23 protein-coding genes are annotated in these 23,544 nt (G+C 37.4%); 12 read left to right on the top strand and 11 right to left on the bottom strand.

Going from position 1 to position 23,544, the window contains the following annotated elements:
- Positions 1-79 precede the first annotated feature (79 nt).
- Positions 80-1,123 (bottom strand): adenosine deaminase, encoded by a 1,044-nt coding sequence (locus IQ247_RS03900; RefSeq protein WP_193917250.1) that lies wholly within the window; start codon positions 1,121-1,123, stop codon positions 80-82.
- 86 nt (positions 1,124-1,209) lie between these two features.
- A complete protein-coding gene (locus IQ247_RS03895; protein WP_322745411.1) occupies positions 1,210-3,642 on the bottom strand; it encodes a PAS domain S-box protein in 2,433 nt (810 codons plus the stop codon).
- Positions 3,643-4,396: 754 nt separating this feature from the next.
- Here IQ247_RS03895 and IQ247_RS03890 point away from each other — a divergent pair.
- From IQ247_RS03890 to IQ247_RS03865, 6 genes are all read left to right on the top strand, one after another.
- Positions 4,397-5,740, top strand: coding sequence for an adenylosuccinate synthase (locus tag IQ247_RS03890; protein WP_193917246.1), 1,344 nt, complete (start codon positions 4,397-4,399; stop codon positions 5,738-5,740).
- Positions 5,741-5,856: 116 nt separating this feature from the next.
- Complete coding sequence (locus IQ247_RS03885) at positions 5,857-6,471, top strand: 50S ribosomal protein L25/general stress protein Ctc (RefSeq protein WP_193917244.1); 615 nt, start codon at positions 5,857-5,859, stop codon at positions 6,469-6,471.
- A gap of 93 nt (positions 6,472-6,564) precedes the next feature.
- Positions 6,565-8,109, top strand: a complete 1,545-nt coding sequence (locus tag IQ247_RS03880; RefSeq protein ID WP_193917241.1) for a bifunctional aminoglycoside phosphotransferase/ATP-binding protein — start codon at positions 6,565-6,567, stop codon at positions 8,107-8,109.
- A 7-nt stretch (positions 8,110-8,116) separates the two neighbouring features.
- Positions 8,117-8,623 (top strand): hypothetical protein, encoded by a 507-nt coding sequence (locus IQ247_RS03875; RefSeq protein WP_193917238.1) that lies wholly within the window; start codon positions 8,117-8,119, stop codon positions 8,621-8,623.
- Between the two features lie 463 nt (positions 8,624-9,086).
- The gene (locus IQ247_RS03870) at positions 9,087-9,794 is read left to right on the top strand and encodes a YdcF family protein (protein WP_322745410.1); all 708 of its coding nucleotides are present in this window, start codon (positions 9,087-9,089) and stop codon (positions 9,792-9,794) included.
- A gap of 126 nt (positions 9,795-9,920) precedes the next feature.
- A complete protein-coding gene (locus tag IQ247_RS03865; protein WP_193917234.1) occupies positions 9,921-10,145 on the top strand; it encodes a hypothetical protein in 225 nt (74 codons plus the stop codon).
- An 11-nt stretch (positions 10,146-10,156) separates the two neighbouring features.
- On the opposite strand, the gene IQ247_RS03860 is transcribed toward IQ247_RS03865, so the two are convergent.
- A complete protein-coding gene (locus IQ247_RS03860) occupies positions 10,157-10,378 on the bottom strand; it encodes a ferredoxin-thioredoxin reductase variable chain (protein ID WP_228059453.1) in 222 nt (73 codons plus the stop codon).
- Positions 10,379-10,590: 212 nt separating this feature from the next.
- Complete coding sequence (locus tag IQ247_RS03850; protein WP_193917230.1) at positions 10,591-11,793, bottom strand: RNA-guided endonuclease InsQ/TnpB family protein; 1,203 nt, start codon at positions 11,791-11,793, stop codon at positions 10,591-10,593.
- 504 nt (positions 11,794-12,297) lie between these two features.
- Here IQ247_RS03850 and IQ247_RS03845 point away from each other — a divergent pair.
- Positions 12,298-12,735: a TMEM165/GDT1 family protein gene (locus tag IQ247_RS03845; RefSeq protein WP_193917228.1), complete on the top strand. Its 438-nt coding sequence runs from the start codon at positions 12,298-12,300 to the stop codon at positions 12,733-12,735.
- 71 nt (positions 12,736-12,806) lie between these two features.
- Positions 12,807-13,088 carry a TMEM165/GDT1 family protein gene (locus tag IQ247_RS03840; RefSeq protein ID WP_193917226.1) on the top strand — a complete coding sequence of 94 codons (282 nt, stop codon included), beginning with the start codon at positions 12,807-12,809 and terminating at the stop codon, positions 13,086-13,088.
- Between the two features lie 193 nt (positions 13,089-13,281).
- Here the strand turns inward: IQ247_RS03840 and IQ247_RS03835 are convergent, their stop codons facing one another.
- Positions 13,282-13,770: a DUF4149 domain-containing protein gene (locus IQ247_RS03835; protein ID WP_193917224.1), complete on the bottom strand. Its 489-nt coding sequence runs from the start codon at positions 13,768-13,770 to the stop codon at positions 13,282-13,284.
- A gap of 167 nt (positions 13,771-13,937) precedes the next feature.
- Between IQ247_RS03835 and IQ247_RS03830 the strand changes: the two genes are divergently transcribed.
- Together IQ247_RS03830 and IQ247_RS03825 are read left to right on the top strand one after the other, a co-directional pair.
- Positions 13,938-14,570: a ParA family protein gene (locus IQ247_RS03830; RefSeq protein ID WP_193917222.1), complete on the top strand. Its 633-nt coding sequence runs from the start codon at positions 13,938-13,940 to the stop codon at positions 14,568-14,570.
- Positions 14,570-15,304 (top strand): hypothetical protein, encoded by a 735-nt coding sequence (locus tag IQ247_RS03825; RefSeq protein ID WP_193917220.1) that lies wholly within the window; start codon positions 14,570-14,572, stop codon positions 15,302-15,304. The genes IQ247_RS03830 and IQ247_RS03825 overlap by 1 nt, the downstream gene beginning before the upstream one ends.
- Positions 15,305-15,463: 159 nt before the next feature.
- Here the strand turns inward: IQ247_RS03825 and IQ247_RS03820 are convergent, their stop codons facing one another.
- The 3 genes from IQ247_RS03820 to apcB form a co-directional block, all read right to left on the bottom strand.
- Complete coding sequence (locus IQ247_RS03820) at positions 15,464-16,360, bottom strand: alpha/beta fold hydrolase (protein ID WP_193917218.1); 897 nt, start codon at positions 16,358-16,360, stop codon at positions 15,464-15,466.
- A gap of 56 nt (positions 16,361-16,416) precedes the next feature.
- A complete protein-coding gene (locus IQ247_RS03815; RefSeq protein WP_193917397.1) occupies positions 16,417-17,247 on the bottom strand; it encodes a TlyA family RNA methyltransferase in 831 nt (276 codons plus the stop codon).
- Between the two features lie 207 nt (positions 17,248-17,454).
- A complete protein-coding gene (gene apcB / locus IQ247_RS03810) occupies positions 17,455-17,964 on the bottom strand; it encodes an allophycocyanin subunit beta (RefSeq protein WP_193917216.1) in 510 nt (169 codons plus the stop codon).
- Positions 17,965-18,328: 364 nt separating this feature from the next.
- Here apcB and glnA point away from each other — a divergent pair, with 364 nt between their 5' ends.
- Positions 18,329-19,744 carry a type I glutamate--ammonia ligase gene (gene glnA, locus IQ247_RS03805; protein WP_193917214.1) on the top strand — a complete coding sequence of 472 codons (1,416 nt, stop codon included), beginning with the start codon at positions 18,329-18,331 and terminating at the stop codon, positions 19,742-19,744.
- Positions 19,745-20,067: 323 nt separating this feature from the next.
- Here the strand turns inward: glnA and gifA are convergent, their stop codons facing one another.
- Positions 20,068-20,268: a glutamine synthetase inactivation factor IF7A gene (gene gifA, locus IQ247_RS03800; RefSeq protein ID WP_193917212.1), complete on the bottom strand. Its 201-nt coding sequence runs from the start codon at positions 20,266-20,268 to the stop codon at positions 20,068-20,070.
- A gap of 285 nt (positions 20,269-20,553) precedes the next feature.
- Positions 20,554-21,132: a Uma2 family endonuclease gene (locus tag IQ247_RS03795; protein WP_193917210.1), complete on the bottom strand. Its 579-nt coding sequence runs from the start codon at positions 21,130-21,132 to the stop codon at positions 20,554-20,556.
- A gap of 208 nt (positions 21,133-21,340) precedes the next feature.
- Here IQ247_RS03795 and IQ247_RS03790 point away from each other — a divergent pair, with 208 nt between their 5' ends.
- On the top strand, positions 21,341-22,522 hold the full coding sequence (locus IQ247_RS03790; protein WP_193917208.1) for an aldo/keto reductase: 1,182 nt from the start codon (positions 21,341-21,343) through the stop codon (positions 22,520-22,522).
- Positions 22,523-22,763: 241 nt separating this feature from the next.
- Here the strand turns inward: IQ247_RS03790 and IQ247_RS03785 are convergent, their stop codons facing one another.
- Complete coding sequence (locus IQ247_RS03785; RefSeq protein ID WP_193917206.1) at positions 22,764-23,471, bottom strand: M15 family metallopeptidase; 708 nt, start codon at positions 23,469-23,471, stop codon at positions 22,764-22,766.
- Between the last annotated feature and the right edge of the window lie 73 nt (positions 23,472-23,544).

Raw genomic sequence — 23,544 nt, 5'->3', positions numbered from 1 at the left:
GACAGGCTCGGTTAACACTTTTAACTATATACTTCAATTACCAACTACCAACTACCAATTACCGATTACCAATTACCAATTACCAATTACCAATTACTGCTTCTTGCGGTTGAGAATGAAGTAAACCATTTAATAATAATGCCGGACGTTCGCCATAAGTCCAAGCAAAAGCATGACGAAAAGCGGCATCTTGACAAGCCTGGAGCATTTCAAAGTCAATAATATCGTAGGTTAACAGATTTTCGTACTCGAATGGTAAACGTACATTATGTAACCCAGCATTATCAGTACAAATAGCGATATCAACTCCGGCATCAAAACAGCGATCAAACACCAACTTTAACTTTCGGATATCTTCCAAGGTACCCGTTTGAATATAAGTTGTCGGACATACTTCCAAACATTGTCCACGTCTTGCTACATCTTCAAGTAAATCTGGATATTGTAGGGGAATTTGGATACCGTGACCAATTCGCATTAAATAAGGTAGTAATTGTGGATGACATCCATCTTTAGTTTCATAAACGTGTCCGGTAGTATTTAAACCAACAGATAAAGCGTATTCGTAAAGTTGTATCCATTCGTTCATACGTTCCCCATAACCGCTATCTCCCCCAGCTACATCTATAGCACATACATACTGTCTACTTTGAGCGGCTAAATCGACAATCGCTTTGTTCACCTCATAGGGAAGCCGGGAGTGCATACACAAAATCTGACTGGTGACAATGGGATATTCGGATAATTTACTAGCTTTACCCACAACATCCACAATCTCAGCCATCTTGTCAATTCTCTGGGATTGACTTAAATGTTCTGGTGTTCGTAGGTAAGGAGTATAGCGTAGTTCCAAATATGCTAAATTTTCAAAAATGTAGGCACCGCGTACTAAACGATAAATAAAGTAAGGCAGAGTTTCTATAGTTTGGACACTTTCAACCAAAGTGTGCAACTCTAAATACTCTTCTAAGGTATTGCGTGGTTTGGTGTAAAACTCTTCAAATTCTTGATAATCACCGAAGCGTTGTACAAACTGATCAGAATGACGCTGGAAATATCCCCATAAAATCCGGGGTACAACCGAACCACCTAGATGCCGATGTAATTCAGCGTATAAAGCCATAACGAGATTTTATTTTAAAAATTTTATTAATATTAACAAAAACAAACAGTAAAAAAATATATACTCAATAAAATTTTTGTTAAAGTCTATCTGAATTCTCTAGTAACTTGAACTAGGGTGTGCAACAATTCCTTACCAGTACAGGGTTTAGACATAAATGCTTTCACGCCTTGATTTGATGCTTGATCTATAGTTGAATTTAATACTAACCCGCTAATAGCAACAATTTTTACTTGTGGATTGATTTTTTTTAACATCTTGATAGTAGTTTCACCATCCATTCCAGGCATCATCATATCTAGCAAGACTACATTAATTTCCCGTTGATATTTAGCGTATATTTCTACAGCTTCCATACCGTTAGATGCTGTTAACACGCGGTAATTATAAGCTTCTAGAGACGATTGAGTAATTTGACAAATAGCTGGTTCATCGTCAACTACCAAAATTAATTCCCCACTGCCATTAAGATTAGAACAGCGATCGCCATGAGGAATATCAGTATTTGGATTGGGTTTAATGGGTAAATAAACTTTAACGATGGTACCTTTATTTAATTCGCTATCAACATTGACAAAACCGCCGTGGTTCTTAATAATTCCTAAAGCAGTAGAAAGACCTAACCCCGTACCTTTACCCTGTTCTTTTGTAGTAAAAAATGGTTCAAAAATCCGTTCTTGAACTTGGGGATGTATACCTATTCCGGTATCGGCTATGGTAATTACAATATAAGCACCAATTTTAGCATCGATATTCATCTGAGCATGATGTTGATCGATGAACAGATTGGCAGCGGCAATTTCTAATTTACCTCCAGTCGGCATGGCATCGCGAGCATTAACAACCAAGTTGATTAATACCTGATGTAATTGAGTGTCATCCCCCCACACATAGCCCAATTGTTGGGGAATATTTACAGTTAATTGAATTGATTTAGGAAAAGTTTCTCTAACAATTTGTTCAATTTCTGCAATTAAATTTTTGACTTGAACTAAAGTACGTTTACCTTCAATACCTCTGGCGAAAGATAATAATTGTTTGATTAAACTAGCACCACGTTGAGTATTATTTTCTAAAGTTTTCAGCAATCGTAAATGTTGGGAATCCTGCAACTTTCTTTCTAATAATTGTACCGACATTAAAATTGGTGCTAACACATTATTCAAATCGTGAGCAATACCCCCTGCTAAGGTACCGATACTTTCTAAACGCTGGGTTCTTAAAAGTTGAGTTTCTAGTTGTTTCTTTTGAGTAATTTCAGTGTTTTCTGCCAAAATTGATTTTGGCTTTCCTTTTTCGTCTCGCAAAAGTGTCCAACGACTTTCAATAATAATATCCTTACCTTCTTTAGTTACTTGATGTAACTCACCTTGCCATTTTCCAGTATTAATAACACTCAATAATGCATCATCTTGTAATGAAGAATATTCTTTGTGTAGCAATCGCGATGCTTTTTTGCCATGAACTTCTGATGCTTCCCAACCGTAGATATTTTCAGCACCTTTATTCCAATATAAAATACGATTGTCAATATCTTTGACTAAAATTGCATTTGTTACTACGTCTAATAATGCTGCTTGTTCTTGAAGTTTTTGTTCTGCAAGTTTACGTTGGGTGATATCACGAGTTATTGCTAAATGTAAAAAACCATCGTTATTTTCATTTGGTAAGGGTACTGCATGAGTTTCCATCCAGCGACGGGTATTTTTTAATCCAATCATCTCGAATTCTAAAGATTCTTTATTACCGCGACAAACGCTTTCGTGCATTAATTTAAAAGCATTTTGATATTCTGGCATAATCGCAGAATATACCAATTTACCAATTAAAATATCGGCATTTTCTACTTCCATCATTGCTACTCCGGAGGCATTTATTTCTAACAGAATGCCATTTTGATCGATTAGTTTTATACATTCTGGTTCTGCATCAATGATTGCTCGTAAGCGATTTTCGCTTTGTTGTAAAGCTATTTTTATATTTTTAAATCTCAGAATATAACCTTTAAGCAGATAATACATTTGGGTAACTAATCCGAAATTAATCAAACCAGTAATTAAAAAAGCTGCAATTGCTCTTTCAAAACTGCGTTGAGACCGATTAATTTGATTTAATAATAAATTTTGCTCTCTACTCTCTATTGATTTAGTTAGACTTGTAATTTCATTTGTTAACGTGATTTTTGGAGATAAATCCCATGTTTTGTCTTGACTTAAATATAATTCTTTTCTTAATAAATCAATTTTATTAGTAATGTTTTGGGCAATTAATAAAAATTGCTGCTGTTCTTGATAATTATCTTCAGTTAAATCTTTTAATAATTGGATATTAATATCAATTTTTTGCCTGGCGCTAACATAGGATTTTAGATAATCTGCATCTGCCGGTATTCCATAATCAGCGATTTGAACATCTTTTAATGCTGAAAGGATTCTTTCCAGTTGAATAATGACTTGATGTGAATGATTTAAATTTCGTTGATTTACTTTTAAATTAATAGTATTACTACATAAAATCACTGTATTCGCAAATATTACGCAAAGTGTTAGTAAAAATACTATTCTGATTTTTTTTATGCTAGATGCTTTTATCATGTGTGGAGAAAAGATGATTTTTTATCAAATGCTATCGAGTTATAAACAAATATTTTTATAGCTTTGGATCGCATTGATTAAAATATTCGGAGCTACTGAATCGAAAACGGGTAAAAATGACAATAAGTCAAAATCAGCAGAATTTATTTTGCAAGCTTTTTGTTTAAACTTTAGGTTTAGGAAATCTAGAAAACCCAGAAGTGACTCGTTCAAAAATTAAGTTAAAAAATAAGGGATAAATAATGTAATACTTTTACCTATTTTTGTAAAGTCATGAATACAACATTTTTGAAAAATATTTTTTTAAGTTAACTGTATTACCTACCCAAACAGCCAAATTTCTCATTAATTTATAATTAATTTGATTATTATCAATTAACTCTCTATAAATCTACGTTGCTCTATACATCTTTTATACATTTGTTTTCCAGCCTCATATGCAAATCAAATTTAAAATACTACTGAAAATTTGCAACCGCAAACTGTTAATTATTTTACCAGGAATCAAGTCTCAAAATGTATTGCATGAATCAATTACGACAAAGGCAAAGGTAATTTATGTCACGAATTTATAATTATGTGACTATTTATTGAAGAATGTAGCCTGTAAGTCTTGACATTCTTTACTTGACGTGTAGATAATAATCATTTGTGAAAACTTTAGTTTAATAAGAATCTCTTGGCTAACGTTATTGTTATAGGAGCCCAATGGGGCGATGAAGGGAAAGGAAAAATCACGGACTTACTCAGCCGTTCCGCTGATGTTGTCGTGCGTTACCAAGGAGGGGTAAATGCGGGACACACCATTGTAGTCAAAGGTCAAACTTTTAAACTGCACTTGATTCCCAGCGGTATTTTGTATCCAGAGACCAAATGTATTATTGGTTCTGGAACTGTGATTGATCCACAGGTTTTAATTGGTGAATTAGATCAGATAGAGAGTTTAAATATTTCTACTAATAATCTATTGATTTCGGAAACGGCACACGTTACCATGCCCTATCACCGATTGATTGATCAAGCTTCCGAGGAGCGACGGGGAGTTCATAAAATCGGTACTACAGGTAGAGGTATCGGTCCAACTTATGCTGATAAATCCGAACGCACGGGTATTCGGATGTTGGATTTACTCGACCCGCAAGGATTGCGCGAACAACTAGAATGGACGATTAATTATAAAAACGTCATTTTAGAAAAGCTTTACAATTTACCACCCATAGATGCCTCAGTTGTAATTGAAGAGTATTTAGGGTATACAGAACGTTTACGACCTTATGTTGTTGATACTTCTTTAGAAATTTACCAGGCAATTAAACAACGTCGTAATATTTTGTTTGAGGGAGCGCAAGGTACTCTTTTAGATTTAGACCACGGAACTTATCCTTTTGTCACTTCCTCTAATCCGGTAGCGGGTGGAGCTTGTGTGGGTACAGGTTTGGGACCGACTGCCATCGACCGAGTAATTGGGGTCGCCAAAGCTTATACTACTAGAGTTGGTGAAGGTCCTTTTCCTACGGAACTTTCGGGTGAAATCGGAGAGCAATTATGTTCTATCGGAGCCGAATTTGGCACGACAACCGGACGTAAACGTCGCTGCGGTTGGTTTGATGCAGTTATCGGTCGTTATGCAGTACGAATTAATGGTATGGATTGTTTAGCAATCACCAAACTCGATGTCCTTGATGGACTTGAAGAAATCAAAGTTTGTGTCGCTTATGAAATTGATGGCGAACGCAGCGAACATTTTCCCACAAACGCCCGCAAATTTGCTCGTTGTCGTCCAATTTACAAAACTTTACCAGGATGGCAGCAGTCAACAAGCCATTGTCGCAGTTTATCCGATTTACCATCACAAGCATTAGATTATCTCAAATTTTTGGCTGAATTGGTAGAAGTTCCCATCGCGATCGTTTCCTTGGGTGCGAGTCGGGACCAAACAATCATTGTTGAAGATCCAATTCATGGACCAAAACGAGGATTATTACAAGCAGACGGAAGTCCTGTTTCTTTAAAGACTGCATAAGGTTGAGGTACAATATTCTCTTTGCTCGTATTGCTTGTATATTAAAAAGCTCGGTATCAACAATTGCCTTTCTTTTAACTGTAAACTAAACCCTAAACATTGATTAGAACAAAACTATGGAAATGATGGTCGAATGTCAAAAGCGACCAGAAGGAAGCAAAACAAAGGCTTTGCGTCGTTCTGGAGAAATTCCTGCCAATTTATACGGTCATAAAGGTACGGAATCAATTTCTTTGGTAATTAATGCCAAAACTGTCGAACGTTTGCTTAAAAAAGCTTCCGTGAACAATACTTTGATCGATTTAAAGATTAATGATATTCCTTGGCAAGGTCAAACCTTACTTAGAGAAGTTCAAGCTCATCCAGCCACAGGTCAACCTTTCCATCTCAGCTTTTTTGCAGTTGCAGGTCATGGTAAAATGACCGTCGAAGTACCTCTTAACTTTATCGGTAATGCGATTGGGGTAAAAGAAGAAGGCGGGATGTTAGATACTGTCATTACCGAAATGCAGTTAAACTGTCTGCCAGAGAACATTCCCGATGCAATTGATATTGATGTAACTAACTTGAAAGTTGGAGACAGCTTACACGTTAATGAGATTCAATTACCTGAAGGGGTAACATTAGTAGCAGAATCATCCGAACTTGTTGTTAGCGTTTTACCACCACAAGGTAGTGGAACTACAGACGATGGTGAAGCAGAACAGTCAGGTGCTTCTGGAATTGTGTAAAGGTTGCTTTATTTCATTAAAATACCAGGGGGCGAACTCCTGGTTTTTTTGTGCTTAAAACCGAATTATAGTTGTACCTGAGTTGGAGGATAAATGAGTACGGTTTCCATTCCAGAAACGATTGAACAGATGATGCAGCCTGGGTTCTATCCCCACGCAGTTAGAGAACCCATACAGTTGATTCAAACCCACTGTTCTTATGTATTGTTAACAGGAGATTATGCTTATAAGTTGAAAAAGCCGGTAGATTTCGGTTTTTTGAACTATTCGACTTTAGAAAAGCGACAACATTTTTGTCAAGAAGAATTACGCTTAAATAGCATTGCAGCACCATCTATTTATTTAGAAGTTTTACCAATTACTCGCGACGACGATAAGTATCAATTGGGGGGAAACGGGGCAGTTATAGAATATACGCTGAAAATGCGTCAGTTTCCTCAAGAGACTTTGTTTAGCGAAATGTTCGAGCGCAGAGAACTTCAAGAACAACACATAGTAAAACTGGGACAAGTAGTCGCTCAATATCATGCTCAAGCTGCCACTAACGATTATATTAGTTCCTTCGGAGAAGTATCCCAAGTACGAGCTGCATTTGACGAAAATTACCAGCAAACCGCAAAATATATTGGTGTCGCTCAGACACAGCAGCAATTTAACCAAACAAAAGATTATACAGACAACTTTTTTCGCGAGCGCACAGAATTATTTCAAAATCGTGTCATCAACAATTTTATTCGCGAATGTCACGGCGATTTACACTTAAGAAATATCTGTTTATGGCAAAATCAAGTAATGCTATTCGACTGCATCGAATTTAACGAACCATTTCGTTTTGTCGATGTCATGTACGATGTCGCATTTACAATGATGGATTTAGAAGCCCGAAACGGCAAAGATTTAGCTAATATCTTTCTAAATACCTATATCGAACAAACTGGAGATTATGAAGGTTTACAAGTATTGCCTTTGTATTTAAGCCGTCAAGCTTATGTCAGAGCAAAAGTAACTTCGTTTTTACTTGATGACCCTAGTGTACCCGAAACAGCAAAACAACAAGCAACTTCAACCGCTGCTGATTACTATCGTCTTGCCTGGGAATATACTAAACCAAGTCAAGGAAAATTAATTTTAATGTCGGGTTTATCCGGTTCCGGTAAAAGTACTACAGCAAGATACTTAGCTCGACATTTGGGAGCAGTTCATCTACGCTCGGATGCAGTACGAAAACATTTAGCGGGAATTCCTTTATTACAACGGGGTGGAGATGAATTGTATACCCCCGAAATGAATCAAAAAACTTATTCCCGATTGATGGAATTGGGTATTATGCTGGCTCGTCTTGGTTTTTCTGTGATTTTGGATGCAAAGTACGACAAACAGCAATTACGAGGTGAGATGATTGAAAAAGCAACTCAATATCAAATTCCCCTACATATTATCAACTGTACCGCACCAGAAGAAGTATTGCGCCAACGTCTTGTCAAGCGTACTGGAGACGTAGCAGATTCAACCGCCGATTTGCTACCATCACAAATGAAAGCGGCAGAAACATTTACCGACCAAGAAAAATCATATCTGAAAATTTTAGATACAACTCAGCCTCTAGAGGCACAATTAAAACAACTAATTAGCCAGTAACCCAATTATGGCAAACAAAAATTCTGGTAATTTTTTACCTCTCTCGCAAGGCTTTCTCTCTCAACTGATATTTGGGGTATTTTTAACTTTTGTATTTTACCTCTATTCTAGAGAATGGAATTTAAGTATCTTCCTCGGAATATTAGGAGGGTTAGGTCTAAGTTTGTTTACCACGTCTACAAAGGCTGGTCCCAATCCTGAGACTGTCGCATCTTCCGATGGTATAGATGCTGGACTCAAATATTGGTTATTTTTCTTACTGAGCTTGATAATTTTGGGGTATCAACCAGAGACAAGTATTTTACTCAGTGGATTAGCTGGTTTGGCTGCGGGCTTTATTTTTGCTTGGTGGGGAAGTAAGGAACCAACCGTAACAAAGCTCTCAAATCAAATTCAGCAAGATGAAGACGAAGTAGTTCCCTCTGGACAGCGAATGAATTTGCAGCGCAGTCGAAAATCTACACGTCGTTACCGTCGTCGTTCTGGAATCAACATTAAGTTTTGGGAAAGGTAGTTGACACTTAAGTTAGGAGTTAGGAGTTAGGAGTTAGGAGTTAGGAATTAGGAGTTAGGAGTTAGGAGTTAGGAGTTAGGAATTAGGAGTTAGGAGTTAGGAGTTAGGAGTTAGGAATTAGGAGTTAGGAGTTAGGAGTTAGGAGTTAGGAGTTAGGAGTTAGTTGACAGTTAACCTGTAATATGCATACCTGTTAAGAGTGAGGATTGTTACAACTTTGACCTTTGACCTTAAACCTTAAACCTTAATAACTTGGTTTTGAGGTGCTTGTTAATTTCAAATTGCAACAAGTTATGTGATGAAATCCTATTTTTAACTCATAACTCCGGTAGTACTAACTCCTAACTCATAACTCTTCACTCATCACTTAATAAATATTATGTTTTTATATCTTTCTAAACTACTACCTCTATTCTTTTATCCCCTTGGGTTTGCCTGTATTTGTTGCATTCTTGCGCTTTTCATGATATGGAAGCGACCCCGTGTAGCAGCATTTTGCATTGCGATCGCGCTATTTGTATTGCTGTTTAGCTCTAATGCTTGGGTTTCTCGCTTTCTAGTACGTTCTTTGGAATGGCAAAATATTCCATCAGGAGAATTACCAGCAGCAGAAGCAATTGTAGTTTTGGGTGGTGCAACTAAATCGAATTATGAACCGCGAACAACAGTAGATTTAAGCGAATCGGGGGATAGAGTTCTCTACGCAGCCCAACTTTATCGTCAACAAAAAGCACCTTTAATTATTGTCAGTGGTGGTCGTATAGATTGGCGGGGTGGAGGTATACCAGAGTCGGAAGATATCGCAAAATTACTGATATTTATGGGAGTGAAATCTGAGGATATTATACAAGAACCAGACTCACTGAACACTTATGAAAACGCCATAAACGTTAAAAAGATTCTCTTAGAACGCAACATCGACCGTATATTATTAGTGACTTCAGCAATGCATATGCCGCGATCGCTAGCAATTTTTCAACATCAAAAGATTGAAGCGATTGCTGCACCTACTGATTTTCTGGTTACGAAGGGTGAAATTCAAGAATTAGCTAGCACTCCTAAAGGTGCAATTTTAAATGTGTTACCTGATAGCAAAAATTTGGATAACTTTACCATCGCTTTAAAAGAGTACATTGGTATGGTTATATATCGTTTGCGTGGATGGGTTTAAGTAATAGGGGGATGGGGGGATGGGGTGAAATAAATAATAATTATGAACTAACAACCAACAACCATCAACTATCAACCAACAACCATCAACTAACAACCATCAACTAACAACCATCAACTATCAATTATGTCTGAAGAATTACAGAGAATAGTCCCGTCTGGTTCATCTCAAATACAAGAAAATATTGCAGCTAGTGAGACAACTTACCAATTTTACCGAGAAGTCGAAGTGCGTTCGGAATTTAAAGTTTATTGTGAATGGTATTATTGTACTGCTAAGAATAATCGCGAACAACTCGAAAAAATGCGCGGCGAACTGAATATATTTCAGTGGTTTCGCCGCAAAAACTAAATTTAATCAGTTTAAATTGTCTCTAACTCCGAAGTACGTAAGTGGGCTTTAAACTTTTTAGTAAACTTCACCTGAATCGGGAAGTTAGCACTAACAGGTCTTTCTTTCCATTGAGTAACAATAGCAATCACTTCTCCTTCTAAACCTTTGATATCAAAAGCTTCACCACGATGATCGGGATGGTGATAAACTACCACAGATTCAGTTACGCGGACGCGATCGCCAACTTTCATATCACTATTTACATTTAGCTTTTGGTTTTCCACAACTGTCGTCACAGCTATTCCTCAGTTAATTTGTTTTTTAATCAAAATATAGACTGCTTGCCACTTTAAATTTTGTTTAGCTTTTAAATATGCCACAGAAGCTACACACACAACTTCCATAGCATCAAGACTGTCATAGTTAGAAATTTTATAGTTAAATATAACATCAACCATAAAACTTATTTGTGAGGAGTAATTCTCACTGGGGAAACTACAACCCCCTCTATCCCCTCAACAAAAGCATTAGGGACTACCTTTCTCAGAATATTACCACTACCATTACAATCAGCATTAATCAAAAAACCATTACTGGCACGAAACAAACCACGCTTTACTCTTTTACCCAGATAAACTTCACGTTTTTCAATTGGTTCAAAGTCGGGAAAAGAGCATTTAGAAGTATAATTTTCTGATGTTGTCACCACAGAGATTCCTACCAACTGACATTTATAAGTCAGCATCTCAATAAATCGAGCATGAGGAATACAAACAAAATTTTGGTTTGTTCTATTACTAAGATTAATCGATTGCTTCCACAAATCATTCTTTCCAATTACCAGTGTCCCGATACGGTTTGCTGCCAAGTAATCTACAATTAAACGACTTGCTTTATGCAGATAATCAATTATCTTACAATTACGTTTATGAGTTAATTTTTGAATTCTTGTTGATGTTTTTCTGTCTCCTCCTAATCGAGATTGTAAACCAGCTTTTTTCTTATTGTAATAAGCATTGATATTTTTCAGTGGTTTGCCATTTAATAAAATCGGTTGAAATGAATTGGAGTTTGCAGTAATAGCAGCCAAATTATCTAAGCCAATATCAACACCTGCAATGTATGTATTATCCGGCTTTTTAGCTATTTCATTTTTGAAATAAACAACTTCGATAACATAGTGATCAGTTCTAGGAATCACTCTAACTTGATGTACATTATCAACTTTTGTGGGTAAGTAAATCTGTGTTCCACAAGGGTTAATAAATCCTTTTTTTAACTGCTTTTTACTGACTGCTTGATTCGTGTATGTTACTACAAATCTACCAGATTGTTTATGTTTATATTTTGGTAATTTTGGTCGGGCTAAAAACTTTTCTGGATGAAGAAAATATTCATTCGTTGCTTTTTTGAAAGATTGCCAAGACTCAGATAATCTGATTAATACTTGTTGACTTACCTTTGGTGGTAATGCTTGATAATCACTTGTTGATTGACAGATTTTTTGAACGGTATTGTAATTGATGTATTCGTGAGAAAATATAAATTTCTGCCTGATTAAATAATTTGCATAATTAAACAGATTTTTTGCTAAAAAACTATTATTATCGACTTCATGCCAATAACGATGATGTTTGTCAATAATATGTTTTTCAACTAAATACATAAATACAATACGTTGCTCGCACTCAAAATTATTTTTAACTATTAGCGTCTGCTTGTCAATCAATCTGTAATCAATGATAGGAATTGTTGATGTTTGTTTATATTTATGGCGAAAAGATTTAATACAAAAGCGAGAGCCATCTAGACTTCACCGTTGACAGTTGTTACAAGCACAAACATCAAGGTAAATTAAAAAGCACTAAAAGCCACCTGACATGAAAGCAAGAGGTCTAATCCTTATATCTTCACCCTTTATGTTTACTTTGGTCAACTAGTAAACGGAATTGGTAATGGGTGATGGGTAATGAATGGGTAATGGGTAATTAAATTTGTGAAATCAGTGGAATCCCTTTTAATCCGTGGTCAGGAATTGGAAATTAGAAGCTATTAACTCCTCACTCCTAACTTTTCTCCCCATCTTTCTCAAACAAGGGTTGCAATTTATTGCAAAAATCTGAGAAAATGAAAACAAAATGAAAACTACCTAAAGATAGAATTATTTCCTGTGAAACTTGACTCTACTCCCATTACCTTGACTGGTACTTTAACCCCAAATCAGGAACCGAAAATTGCAGATGCTCCATGTCACTATAAGCCTACTTATGAAACGTTACATGAAGCATCTCCAGAAGAATGCGAAGATAATTCTACTCAAAAATCCCAATCTCCACTATTCATTTTTGGAAGTACCTTTATTACGATTTTTTTCGCAGAAATCGGTGACAAAACTCAGCTATCAACTTTATTAATCAGTGCGGAATCTCATTCTCCGTGGGTGGTATTTGTTGGTTCTGGTGCAGCATTAATTACAACAAGCTTTTTAGGTGTAGCTTTGGGTAGTTTGCTAGCTAAACATCTTTCTCCAAAAGCAATAAATAAAGCCGCAGGAGTCAGCTTACTACTGATTTCTCTGATGCTATTTTTAGATTTAATTATTGCTTAAAAATTATTTTTTACAACTCCTCACTCCTAACTCCTCATTCCTCATTCCTCATTCCTCACTCATAACTCATTATGGACTTACATCTTTTAGGAATAAGTTTTATTACAGTTTTTTTGTCCGAATTAGGCGATAAAAGTCAACTAGCTGCGATCGCGCTTTCGGGACGTAGTAAATCTCCTCGTGCAGTATTTTTTGGTACTGCTTTAGCACTGCTACTAACCAGTTTATTGGGAGCATTAGCAGGAGGTGCAGCAGCAGAATTGTTACCTACACGTTTACTCAAAGCAATTGCAGCAATTGGATTTGCCATACTTGCAGTGCGTTTGTTATTTTTCGATGAGGAAGAATCATAAGTTGATTGTAGAAGTCGGGTTTTATTAGATTTGTAAGGGTGTTACAGATATTTATACTAAAAAACCCGATTTCTGGTTAATCTGTTGGATCAAGAAGTCGGGTTTTTATTGAGCAAAAATTATTGATAACTCCGGTGGTACTAACTCCCGTCCTCCCAACTCCCAACTCCCGTCCTCCCAACTGCTAACTCTTTTACTGCTTGCAATACCAGGTAAAAAGAGTACCACCTACTGCTAATTTTACAGTTTCAATAAACCAGTAAGCCCCATGCATTAAATTCATATTTGCGGGAACTTCAGCGACTTGAAACAAGTTTAATTGCAGTCCAATAGCCGACATTTGGGGAGTTAATAAATAAGTATCGACTAAAGCAATAGCGAGCATTACAGTTGCTAAAATGATACCGTTTAGCTGCCAGTTCAATTGATTTTTATTTAAAGCCAAAACCCCAGTTAATATTAATCCCGCACAAAGTAATTCAACTCGGTTGAAATTCCAAAATATTGTATAACCAGCCGTTGCAAAACTCGATTGAGTCATCATTCCAGAAACATAAAGACTAGGCATAATTACCCAATCTAAAAGTAAGCTAGCACTCAGCCAAAAACCTAAAGTGATGATGACAATATTTTGCCAAGCTGGGCGCTTGAATTCTATGCTGGAAGTGGAAATAGTATTCATGAAACAAAATATAATTACTTAGTTATATTTTTAGTGTGAAACAACATAAGTTGTTTTGACTACTCATCTCAACTATCCTTTACAAAACAGATCAAAGGTTAAAGGTTAAAGGTCAACTGTCAAAACGCGGTATATTTTATGATATGAGGATTGGGGGAAAAGGATAGATGCCAAAAATAATAGCTATCCTCAACGGTAAGGGAGGAGTCGGTAAAACCACTACCTCAATTAATCTTGCAGCATCTTTTGCGGAGAAAAAAAAGGTACTTTTGGTAGATGCGGATGCACAGGGTTCGGCTAGTTGGTGGTTCTCTAGGAGTGATTTGGGGATGGGCTTCGATCTATCTCAAGAGACAAATCCCAAATTATTAAGTAGTTTACGTTCGATAAAAGGTTACGATTTAGTAGTAGTCGATACGCCCCCAGCGCTGCATTCTCAAGCATTAGCAGCAGTAATCACAAATGCAGATTATTTGGTTTTGCCAACACCCCCAGCACCAATGGATTTAGCCGCTTTGATTGATACAGTCAAAGAAGCAGTTACTCCTGCGGGTACACCCCATCGAGTACTGTTAACAAAAGTGGATACGCGAAGTTTGAGAGAAGCAATAGAAGCTCAAAATACTCTTTTAAAGTTGGGAATTCCTGCTTGTAATGCGTTTATTCGTATTTACAAAGCCCATGAAAGAGCGGCGCTTGAAGGTGTGGCGATTACTCAGTGGCGAGGAAAAAACGCACGGGAAGCGGAATCTGACTATCGTCGCGTGGCTGATGAATTACAGCGTGATTGGAGGAAATAATGGCTAAAAAACGTCTTTCAGATTTAATCGAAGAAGAATCAAATAAAACGACTGAAAGTGAATCAACTATTGATGTCACTGCATCGGAGGTAAAAGAAGTGAATCAAGAAAAAACCACCCCATCTTCTAATGTTGATTTAGAAGCGACTGTTAAAGAATTACAAAAAACTCTCGAAAAATCTCAAAAGAACGAAGAAACTTTACGGCAGCAAGCTAAAGAGTTTCAATCTACAATTGCCAAACAAGATAAATTATCCCAGCAATTGCAACAAGAAGTAGAAGAAGCAAAAAAAATCGGAGATTTGCAAGATACTCTTGAAGGATTAAAGCAAGAATTAGAAACAGCACGTCAAGGCGAAAAAACTTTACAACAAGAAGTCGAACAATTGCGATCGGCTTTATCAGATAAAGAAGCACTCACAGAAAGACTCACAACAGAGCTTTATGCAGCGAAAAAAGATGCTTTACAATTAGCCGAAGCTAATACCAAACTTACAGCAGAAGTTAATACAGCCCAAAAATTTGCAGCCAAACAACCTCTTGCTAAGCAACAGACGGCAAAACAACCTCTTGCAAAACAACCAGTTCCCAATCAATCTGCTATCGTTCAACCCAAAAAAAATTACTCATCCACATTATCTTATAGAAAATCTTACTCCCGTCCAACAGGTCCTTTACCTGACAAACAACCCCAAGAATCTGACACTTCTGCTCCGATGTGGTTATTGGATTAATAACCACCGGAGTTGGGAGTTAGGAGTTAGGAGTTAGGAGTTAGGAGTTATGAGTTAGGAGTTATGAGTTAACAACCAACCACTAACAACCACCAACCAACAATCATCAACCATCAACTAACAACCAACCACTAACAACCAACAACTATCAACCAACCACTAATAACTAAAATGCAAAATTTCTTTTGCGGTAATTTGTGGATGTTCTAAATGAGGAACGTGTCCGCTATCTTTAATCCAGATGAGTTTACTATGAGGAATTGCCCTTGCAAATTTTGGGGCATCCTTAATACCTAATATTTTATCTTGATCGCCCCATAGTATTAATGTTTCTTGGTTAATTTCTTCAAGTTGCTTTGGTTCAAAAGCTTGATAACCACCACTTTTTGTAAAAGCAATCAAGGCTTGATTCCAATTGGGCATTTCTAAATGTAAGGCACCACAAAATAAAGCATCTTCAGTTGCTAATTGTTTGTTTTGATAAGCTGTACGACTTATACTTTGACGTATTTTACGATTTTTTAAAAATTCTGTTGCCAAATAATCTAACGGTGGAAACATCAATTTACTTATTGGTGAACCACCAGTTAAACCCGCACTATCAATTAATACTAATTTTTCTACTACTTCCGGATAAGCTAAAGTAAAATCAATCGCTGCTGCACCTCCCATTGAAGCACCGACTAATATTACAGGTTGATTAATTAAAGTTTTCCAAAAGCAGTAAAGATGAGTTTTAATTTCATTTGGGCTAAACTTGATTCCAGTAAGTCGATCAGTAAAGCCAAAACCTAATAAATCAACAGCCCAAGTTTGATTTTCTGCTGCTAATAACGGTAATAAACGACGGTATTCTAACACCGAACTATCAAAACCATGTATCAGTAAAAACGGTTTACCACCGCTACCTTGATGCACGTAAGTTGTAGTGATTGCCTGCTTACTTAAAGGAGTCGTTAAAGGTATTTGCTGTAGAGTTTGAGCCAGAGCAATTGAAGCAGATTCCGTTAACTGCTCAACCCCGGTAGGAAGAAATTTAGGAAACTTAGGAAACATAAATATTAATTAAAAATATTAATTAAAATATTAATTAGTTTACTTTGTGATGGGGTTTAATTTTGCTTTAAATCGGTAGCAGCATTAAAAGTTATTTGCTTAATCTGTGCTAAATCAAGCTGTATAATTTCGTTGTCATATCCCAACCATAAAAGATACTCAATATTACCAGCAGGACCAGTTATCGGCGACCAAGTTAAACCTTTGTAATGCCATCCTAACTCTATAGCAGTTTGCAAAACCTGAAAAATGGCATCAGCTTGGTCATTAGGGTTACGTACAACCCCTTTCTTTCCAACTCGGTTTTTGCCAACTTCAAACTGTGGTTTTACTAATAACAAAGCTTCCCGAGGAGATTGTAGAAGATTCCACAACGCAGGTAAAACCTTCGTTAAAGAAATAAACGATACATCTACCACAGCTAAATCAGGAAAGTCCTTTTGATCAACCTCTCCTCCATCTCCATACAAATCTTCTGGAGTCAAATGCCGTAAATTAGTACGCTCACGTAAAATTACCCGCGTATCATTTCGCAAACGCCAATCAACTTGTCCATAACCGACATCAATACCGTAAACTAATTTTGCTCCAAATTGCAGTAAACAATCAGTAAATCCACCAGTAGAAATTCCGCCATCCAAACAAACACGTCCTTGCACGGGAATCGCAAAAGTATCCAAAGCCTTAACTAACTTTTCCCCACCACGAGACACAAAACGCGACTTCTGCTTAACCTTAATTACAGCCGCTACATCAACAGATGTTCCCGCTTTGTCCACCAACTGATTATCAACCTGCACCTCACCAGCTTGAATCAACCGCTGCGCTTGCTGACGAGAGGAAGACAAACCAAGTTCTACTAACAGAATATCAAGTCGTTGTTTCATTGAGAATTGGTAATTGGTAATCGGTAATTGGGGATTGGTGATTGGTAATCGGTAATTGGGGATTGGTGATTGGTAATCGGTAATTGGGGATTGGTGATTGGTAATTGGATTTCTCCCCATCTTCTCCTTACCTATTACCCATTCCCTATTACCTATTACCCATCCCTGTCCCTATTACCCATTACCTATTACCCATTACCAGCGAAATTAAATATCTATTTCGCTCAACTCCCTTGTCATATAGTCAAACGGTTCATCAACAAAACTGGTATCAGATATACCGGATGCGGCTACTTGCTCTTTAACCATATCTTTCATGATTTGGATACCGGCAACTGTGGGAGCGATGGGTACTCCTAAAGAGTTGTAAGTTTCGCGTAAACCTTGCAATACTCGCTCGTCCAACACATCCATGCTGCCAGCAACTAAAGCATAAGTTGCGTAACGCAAGTAATAATCCATGTCCCGCAGACAAGCCGCATAACGACGGGTAGTGTAAGCGTTTCCACCGGGACGAATCAACTCTGGCTGGTCTTCAAATAATTTCACGGCAGATTCTTTGACAATGAAAGCAGCATTAGAATTGATTGCAGCAGCAGCTTGTACTCTTTGGGTACCGCTTTCAAAATAAGATTTAAGCGAATCTACTGCATTTCGATCAAAATAGCGACCGCTAATGTCATAATTCTTAATTAAATTTGTTACAGCATCTTGCATTTTTATTATTCCCCAATCATTCTTGACTATGATTTGATATTAATTTGGCTAACTATCCATCAAAAAAAACCTATTTTGTGGTAACTTAGCCAAAACTTGGCACAAAAGTAATCCATACTACTTAAGGATTCTATGCCAAAGTTGACCCACATCTCTATGAACTTTTATTTTTGTGTAGATGATTTAATAAAAGGTTAACATGACCTTTAGAATATAAAATCTGTAACAAATGATACTATTTTTGGACTCCCCTATATTTAGGATATTCCAGGTGTGTCAACAAGTGGTTTCAGCAACAGAAGGGTCAACAGTTTTTGAATATTTCAGTTTTAATCCATTGCGTATTGGCAAGTAAGGAGTAACCATGACAACCCCACAAGAAGTCTTGAAAATGATTCAAGACCAAAAAATTCAGATGATCGATCTGAAATTCATCGATATGCCAGGGATTTGGCAGCATTTAACAATGTTCCAAGACCAAATTGATGAAAGTTCTTTTACCGAGGGTGTACCATTCGACGGTTCCAGCATTCGGGGTTGGAAAGCCATCAACGAGTCAGATATGGCAATGGTACTAGATCCAAACACTGCTTGGATCGACCCTTTCATGCAAGAACCTACCCTCAGTATTGTATGTAGTATTAAAGAACCTCGTACAGGTGAATGGTACGACCGTTGTCCTCGGGTAATTGCTCAGAAAGCAATTGATTATTTAGTCTCAACTGGTGTCGGTGATACAGCATTTTTTGGTCCGGAAGCTGAATTTTTCATCTTTGACGATGTTCGCTTTGACCAAACCCAGAATTCGGGTTACTATTATGTAGATTCTGTAGAAGGTCGTTGGAATTCCGGTAAAGATGAAGGTCCCAACCTCGGTTACAAGCCAAATTATAAATCAGGTTACTTCCCTGTAGCTCCAACCGATACCTCTCAAGATATGCGGACGGAAATGCTGTTGGAAATGGCAAAATGTGGTGTTCCCATTGAGAAGCATCACCACGAAGTTGCTACCGGCGGTCAGTGCGAATTGGGTTTCCGTTTTGGTAAGCTAATTGAAGCTGCCGATTGGTTGATGATTTACAAATACGTGATTAAGAACGTAGCAAGAAAATACGGTAAATCTGTCACCTTCATGCCCAAGCCTGTATTCCAAGATAATGGTTCGGGTATGCACACCCACCAATCGATTTGGAAAGACGGAAAGCCTTTATTCGCTGGCGATCAGTATGCAGGAATGAGCGAAATGGGACTCCACTACATTGGTGGAATTCTCAAGCACGCACCAGCGCTGTTAGCTCTTACCAACCCCAGCACCAACTCTTACAAGCGTTTGGTACCCGGTTACGAAGCACCAGTAAACTTGGCTTACTCCCAAGGAAACCGTTCCGCTTCTGTGCGTATTCCTCTTGCTGGTGATAATCCTAAAGCCAAGCGTTTAGAGTTCCGTTGTCCCGATGCAACTTGTAACCCCTATCTAGCCTTTGCGGCGATGCTTTGCGCTGGTTTAGATGGCATTAAAAATAAAATCCATCCCGGTGAGCCTTTAGATAAGAATATCTACGAACTTTCTCCAGAAGAACTAGCTAAAGTTCCTTCTACACCAGGTTCTTTGGATTTAGCTTTAGAAGCTCTTGAAAAAGACCATGATTTCTTAATAGAAGGTGGAGTATTCACCGAAGACTTCATTGAAAACTGGATTTCTTACAAGTTAGACACTGAAGTCAACCCCATGCGTTTACGTCCTCATCCTTACGAATTTTCGCTTTACTACGATTGTTAATTTGGAATTATTTTCTAGATTTTGGTAATTTGCAAATAATTTCAATAATTTCAAAATACAAATTAAGCCACCCGTTTAAAGGTGGCTTTTTTTTGTTTCTCAGAGGATGTTTTAAAAGTATCCGGCGGTTTAAACCGCTACTACAGAGGCAAAGTCCACCTGCGTGGACTATATAATTTAGAACCCGCGCACCATCCGGGTTTTGTTCGTGTAGCCAAGGCAAAGGAAGAAGGGGGGATGGGAATAACTCCTCACTCTTAACTCCTAACTTTTAATTCCCCTCTTCCCAATCCAAAATCCAAAATCTAAAATCCAAAATCGAATTAGCTCATCGTCGCACAACTGCTGTCATAGCTCATCCATCCACCGGGAGTGATCTTTCCTTGAACTGGGTTCCAGTAGCGAGACATTCCTTCAGGAAGACCAATTTGCTCTCCGGCGCGTTCGAGCATTGACTGCTGACGATTTTTAATTGTTTGATAATGACCTTGCATTAAAGCACGTGCTTTTTCTTGAGTATTCATATCTACGTCCTTATATTTGAATCAATATTTAGTAAGCTTAATCTTGCTTTTCTTTATTCTACAAAAATTCTGTAACAATGGCTACGGTTTTTGCGGTTTGTTATCAAAACAAAATATAAATTTATGTTAAGTAGTTTCTCATTTTTATTTAACCTGACGTTAGGTAATTACAGAAGTCGGGTTTTGATGAGGATTTTGTGCTGTTACCGATGTTTATGTCGTAAAAACCCAAGTTATATGATTATCGAATCCTGCGAATACTTTTCTACCTGTACTGACGTTAATTTATTTGACAGGTGGTAACATCTGTTTGACTTGAATTTGTAACCCAGGAAATTCTAACGGAAAAATCATTGCATTCTCATCGAGAATAACTTCTTGTTGATAACCCTCTTCCCCAGGTTCTCTTAATACATATAACTGACGATTTATCACATCTAAAACCCAGTAATCCCTAATCCCACTTTTGGCATAGGATTTACTTTTTGTTTGCCGATGAAATTTCAAACTACTATCAGCAACTTCAATAATTAAATATATTTCCTCTGTTGTCGGATGGTGATCAGCGTAGTCAAGCGGGTCAATTTTCACAATTGAAATATCAGGTTCCGGTTCAGAAAATTGATTTAAAGCAATCGGGTCTTGGCTAATTATCCAAGCTAAACCATCTAACAGACTTACAAATAGTTTATAACTTCTTGCCACTGCTGAAGCATGGGCTGTACCTTTCGCACTCATCCAAATAATTTTACCTTCGAGTAGTTCCACCCTTTCATCCTCATCCAAGATACCACTGGCAGCCATGCGATGATATTCCTCAACATTCCACAGACGTAGGTTAAAGACAGTTTCGCTAGTTTGCATGGTCGGATTTTGGTTAATTAAATCAGAAGGATAGCTGAGTTGCGGTGCTATGACTTTATTTTAACGAACTAAGGAGATTGTTATACTCCAGGAAAAGGTAATAACTTTAATGAGAATAAATCAAAGATTTTCTTGAATTCAGGTATTACCCTCTGACAGAATGATGATCGAAATAGTTCTTTATTATTTTTAATTTCTAAATTTCCCCATGCTATACAGACGATTTGGACGCACCGAATTACAAATGCCTGTTTTCTCCTGCGGTGGGATGCGATATCAGTACAAATGGCAAGATGTACCCCAGGAGGAGATTCCTCATAAAAATCAGCAAAATTTGGAAGCAACGATTAATAAATCTCTAGAAATTGGTATTAACCATATTGAAACTGCTCGCGGTTACGGTACTTCTGAAGTACAACTAGGACGAATTTTACCGAAATTTCCTCGCCAACAACTAATAATACAAACTAAAGTATCTCCAAAAGCAGATGCAAAAGAATTTGAAAATACTTTGGAACAATCTTTAAAAAATCTGCGTTTAGATTATATTGATTTATTAGGAATTCACGGTATTAACAATAGGGAAACTTTAGAAAATACGATTCGTCCCGGTGGTTGTTTAGAGATTGCCAGAAAGTTTCAAGCCCAAGGAAAAATTAGATTTATTGGCTTTTCTACTCATGGCTCAACCGATATTATTATTGAAGCAATTAAAACCAATCAATTCGATTATGTCAACCTGCATTGGTATTATATTAAGCAGGATAATTGGGCTGCAATTGAAGCCGCTACCCATCATGATATGGGAGTATTTATCATCAGTCCTTCCGATAAAGGTGGTAGACTTTATGATCCACCGGAAAAATTAGTAAAGCTGTGCGATCCTTTATCACCGATGGTATTTAATGACTTATTTTGTCTGAGTCATCCTCAAGTACATACTTTATCATTGGGTGCAGCAAAGCCAACAGACTTTGACGAACATCTCAAAACTTTAGATTTATTAGATCAAGCCTCAGAAATATTACCACCAATTTTGACTAGATTAGAACAAGAGGCGATCGCCACTTTAGGAGAAGACTGGGCGAAAAATTGGCACGTAGGATTACCCAAACACGAAGAAACACCAGGAAATGTAAATATCCCGATGATTTTGTGGTTATGGAATCTAGGTGTTGCCTACAACATGAAAGAATATGCAAAAATGCGCTATAACCTTTTAGGAAGTGGGGGACATTGGTTTCCCGGTAATAAAGCCAGTCAAATTAATCAATTAGATTTGCGCTCGTGTCTGCAAAATAGTCCTTATGCTGATGTAATTCCCAGCATTCTTGCAGAAGCAGATCGGATTTTAGGAGGTGAAGAAGTAAAACGTTTATCGCAAAGTTGATGGTTGATAGTTGACAGTTGACAGTTGACAGTTATTATCCAGAAGTCGGGTTTCTTTGAGAGGATGTTTTGAAAGTCTGGCGACTATAAGTCGCAGCTACACAAACCGGCACCCGCCGTAAGGCGGGTTCTAAATTACTAGTCCACACAGGTGGACTTTGTTTGTGTAGTAGCGGTTTAAACCGCCGGATACTTTTAAAACATCCTCTGAGAAACCCGACTTCTCTGCCCACAAAAATTAACTAAAATAACCTTCCATAACAAGCTATACATTTATGATCCGGATTGGCTTGATTCTTCAACCAAGCCCACATTTGGTCACCAAATGAAAAATGCCACCATTCTCTAGGATTGCGTGTAAATCCAGCTTTTTCCATCACATCTTTTAATAACAAACGGTTAGCGTGATAATGTAATGCTTGTTCGTCTTGAATCTGAGCATAATAATCGGGAAGTGACCTATCTGAAAGCTCATCAATTGGTGAACCCATATCTACAACTTGTCCCATTTCATCAACTAAGGTGACATCCACCGCAGCACCCGTAGAATGGGGAGGAGGTGTTTTTTCATCTAGACTCGGTTCAGCCCAAATTTTGTAAACCTCTTGCCAAATACTTTGTTTTTCTACTTCTGATAAATTAGATTCAATCAATCCTTTTTCTTCTATAACTTGGGAAAAAGTATAATTAACCATAAATTTTTGTACCGCAACAGGACGATAAGCATCAAAAATTTGAATGCGCCAATCTGGACGCAATTGTTGTAGATATGTTTGAGCTTCTATCAAATATTTAACAACAGTTTCACGAATAAAATAAGGAGAATGTTCTCCATAAGGAGCGCCCAATTTTTCATAAGGATGAGGAGATTCTACCGCAAACTCTCTCAAAGGAATTTTGATAAAAGCTTCGCCACATTCAATAATTTCAATATTGTGATAAGGTCTCATTATTAGTTAATAGTTGACAGTTGACAGTTGGTGGTTGTTGGTTAATTTCCCCCCATCTCCCCATCCCCCCATC

It is taken from the genome of Plectonema cf. radiosum LEGE 06105, from assembly GCF_015207665.1.
Lineage (GTDB): Bacteria > Cyanobacteriota > Cyanobacteriia > Cyanobacteriales > Nostocaceae > Rivularia > Rivularia radiosa_A.
This window is presented reverse-complemented; position numbering and strand designations above follow the sequence as displayed.

What these genes read in the sequence shown, in the direction of transcription:
- IQ247_RS03900 (WP_193917250.1), bottom strand. Translation starts at nt 1,123, where the DNA reads ATGGCTTTATACGCTGAATTACATCGGCATCTAGGTGGTTCGGTTGTA.
- IQ247_RS03885 (WP_193917244.1), top strand. Translation starts at nt 5,857, where the DNA reads ATGGAAATGATGGTCGAATGTCAAAAGCGACCAGAAGGAAGCAAAACA.
- IQ247_RS03880 (WP_193917241.1), top strand. Translation starts at nt 6,565, where the DNA reads ATGAGTACGGTTTCCATTCCAGAAACGATTGAACAGATGATGCAGCCT.
- IQ247_RS03875 (WP_193917238.1), top strand. Translation starts at nt 8,117, where the DNA reads ATGGCAAACAAAAATTCTGGTAATTTTTTACCTCTCTCGCAAGGCTTT.
- IQ247_RS03870 (WP_322745410.1), top strand. Translation starts at nt 9,087, where the DNA reads ATGATATGGAAGCGACCCCGTGTAGCAGCATTTTGCATTGCGATCGCG.
- IQ247_RS03865 (WP_193917234.1), top strand. Translation starts at nt 9,921, where the DNA reads ATGTCTGAAGAATTACAGAGAATAGTCCCGTCTGGTTCATCTCAAATA.
- IQ247_RS03860 (WP_228059453.1), bottom strand. Translation starts at nt 10,378, where the DNA reads ATGAAAGTTGGCGATCGCGTCCGCGTAACTGAATCTGTGGTAGTTTAT.
- IQ247_RS03850 (WP_193917230.1), bottom strand. Translation starts at nt 11,793, where the DNA reads ATGTATTTAGTTGAAAAACATATTATTGACAAACATCATCGTTATTGG.
- IQ247_RS03840 (WP_193917226.1), top strand. Translation starts at nt 12,807, where the DNA reads ATGGACTTACATCTTTTAGGAATAAGTTTTATTACAGTTTTTTTGTCC.
- IQ247_RS03835 (WP_193917224.1), bottom strand. Translation starts at nt 13,770, where the DNA reads ATGAATACTATTTCCACTTCCAGCATAGAATTCAAGCGCCCAGCTTGG.
- IQ247_RS03830 (WP_193917222.1), top strand. Translation starts at nt 13,938, where the DNA reads ATGCCAAAAATAATAGCTATCCTCAACGGTAAGGGAGGAGTCGGTAAA.
- IQ247_RS03825 (WP_193917220.1), top strand. Translation starts at nt 14,570, where the DNA reads ATGGCTAAAAAACGTCTTTCAGATTTAATCGAAGAAGAATCAAATAAA.
- IQ247_RS03820 (WP_193917218.1), bottom strand. Translation starts at nt 16,360, where the DNA reads ATGTTTCCTAAGTTTCCTAAATTTCTTCCTACCGGGGTTGAGCAGTTA.
- IQ247_RS03815 (WP_193917397.1), bottom strand. Translation starts at nt 17,247, where the DNA reads ATGAAACAACGACTTGATATTCTGTTAGTAGAACTTGGTTTGTCTTCC.
- apcB (WP_193917216.1), bottom strand. Translation starts at nt 17,964, where the DNA reads ATGCAAGATGCTGTAACAAATTTAATTAAGAATTATGACATTAGCGGT.
- glnA (WP_193917214.1), top strand. Translation starts at nt 18,329, where the DNA reads ATGACAACCCCACAAGAAGTCTTGAAAATGATTCAAGACCAAAAAATT.
- gifA (WP_193917212.1), bottom strand. Translation starts at nt 20,268, where the DNA reads ATGAATACTCAAGAAAAAGCACGTGCTTTAATGCAAGGTCATTATCAA.
- IQ247_RS03795 (WP_193917210.1), bottom strand. Translation starts at nt 21,132, where the DNA reads ATGCAAACTAGCGAAACTGTCTTTAACCTACGTCTGTGGAATGTTGAG.
- IQ247_RS03790 (WP_193917208.1), top strand. Translation starts at nt 21,341, where the DNA reads ATGCTATACAGACGATTTGGACGCACCGAATTACAAATGCCTGTTTTC.
- IQ247_RS03785 (WP_193917206.1), bottom strand. Translation starts at nt 23,471, where the DNA reads ATGAGACCTTATCACAATATTGAAATTATTGAATGTGGCGAAGCTTTT.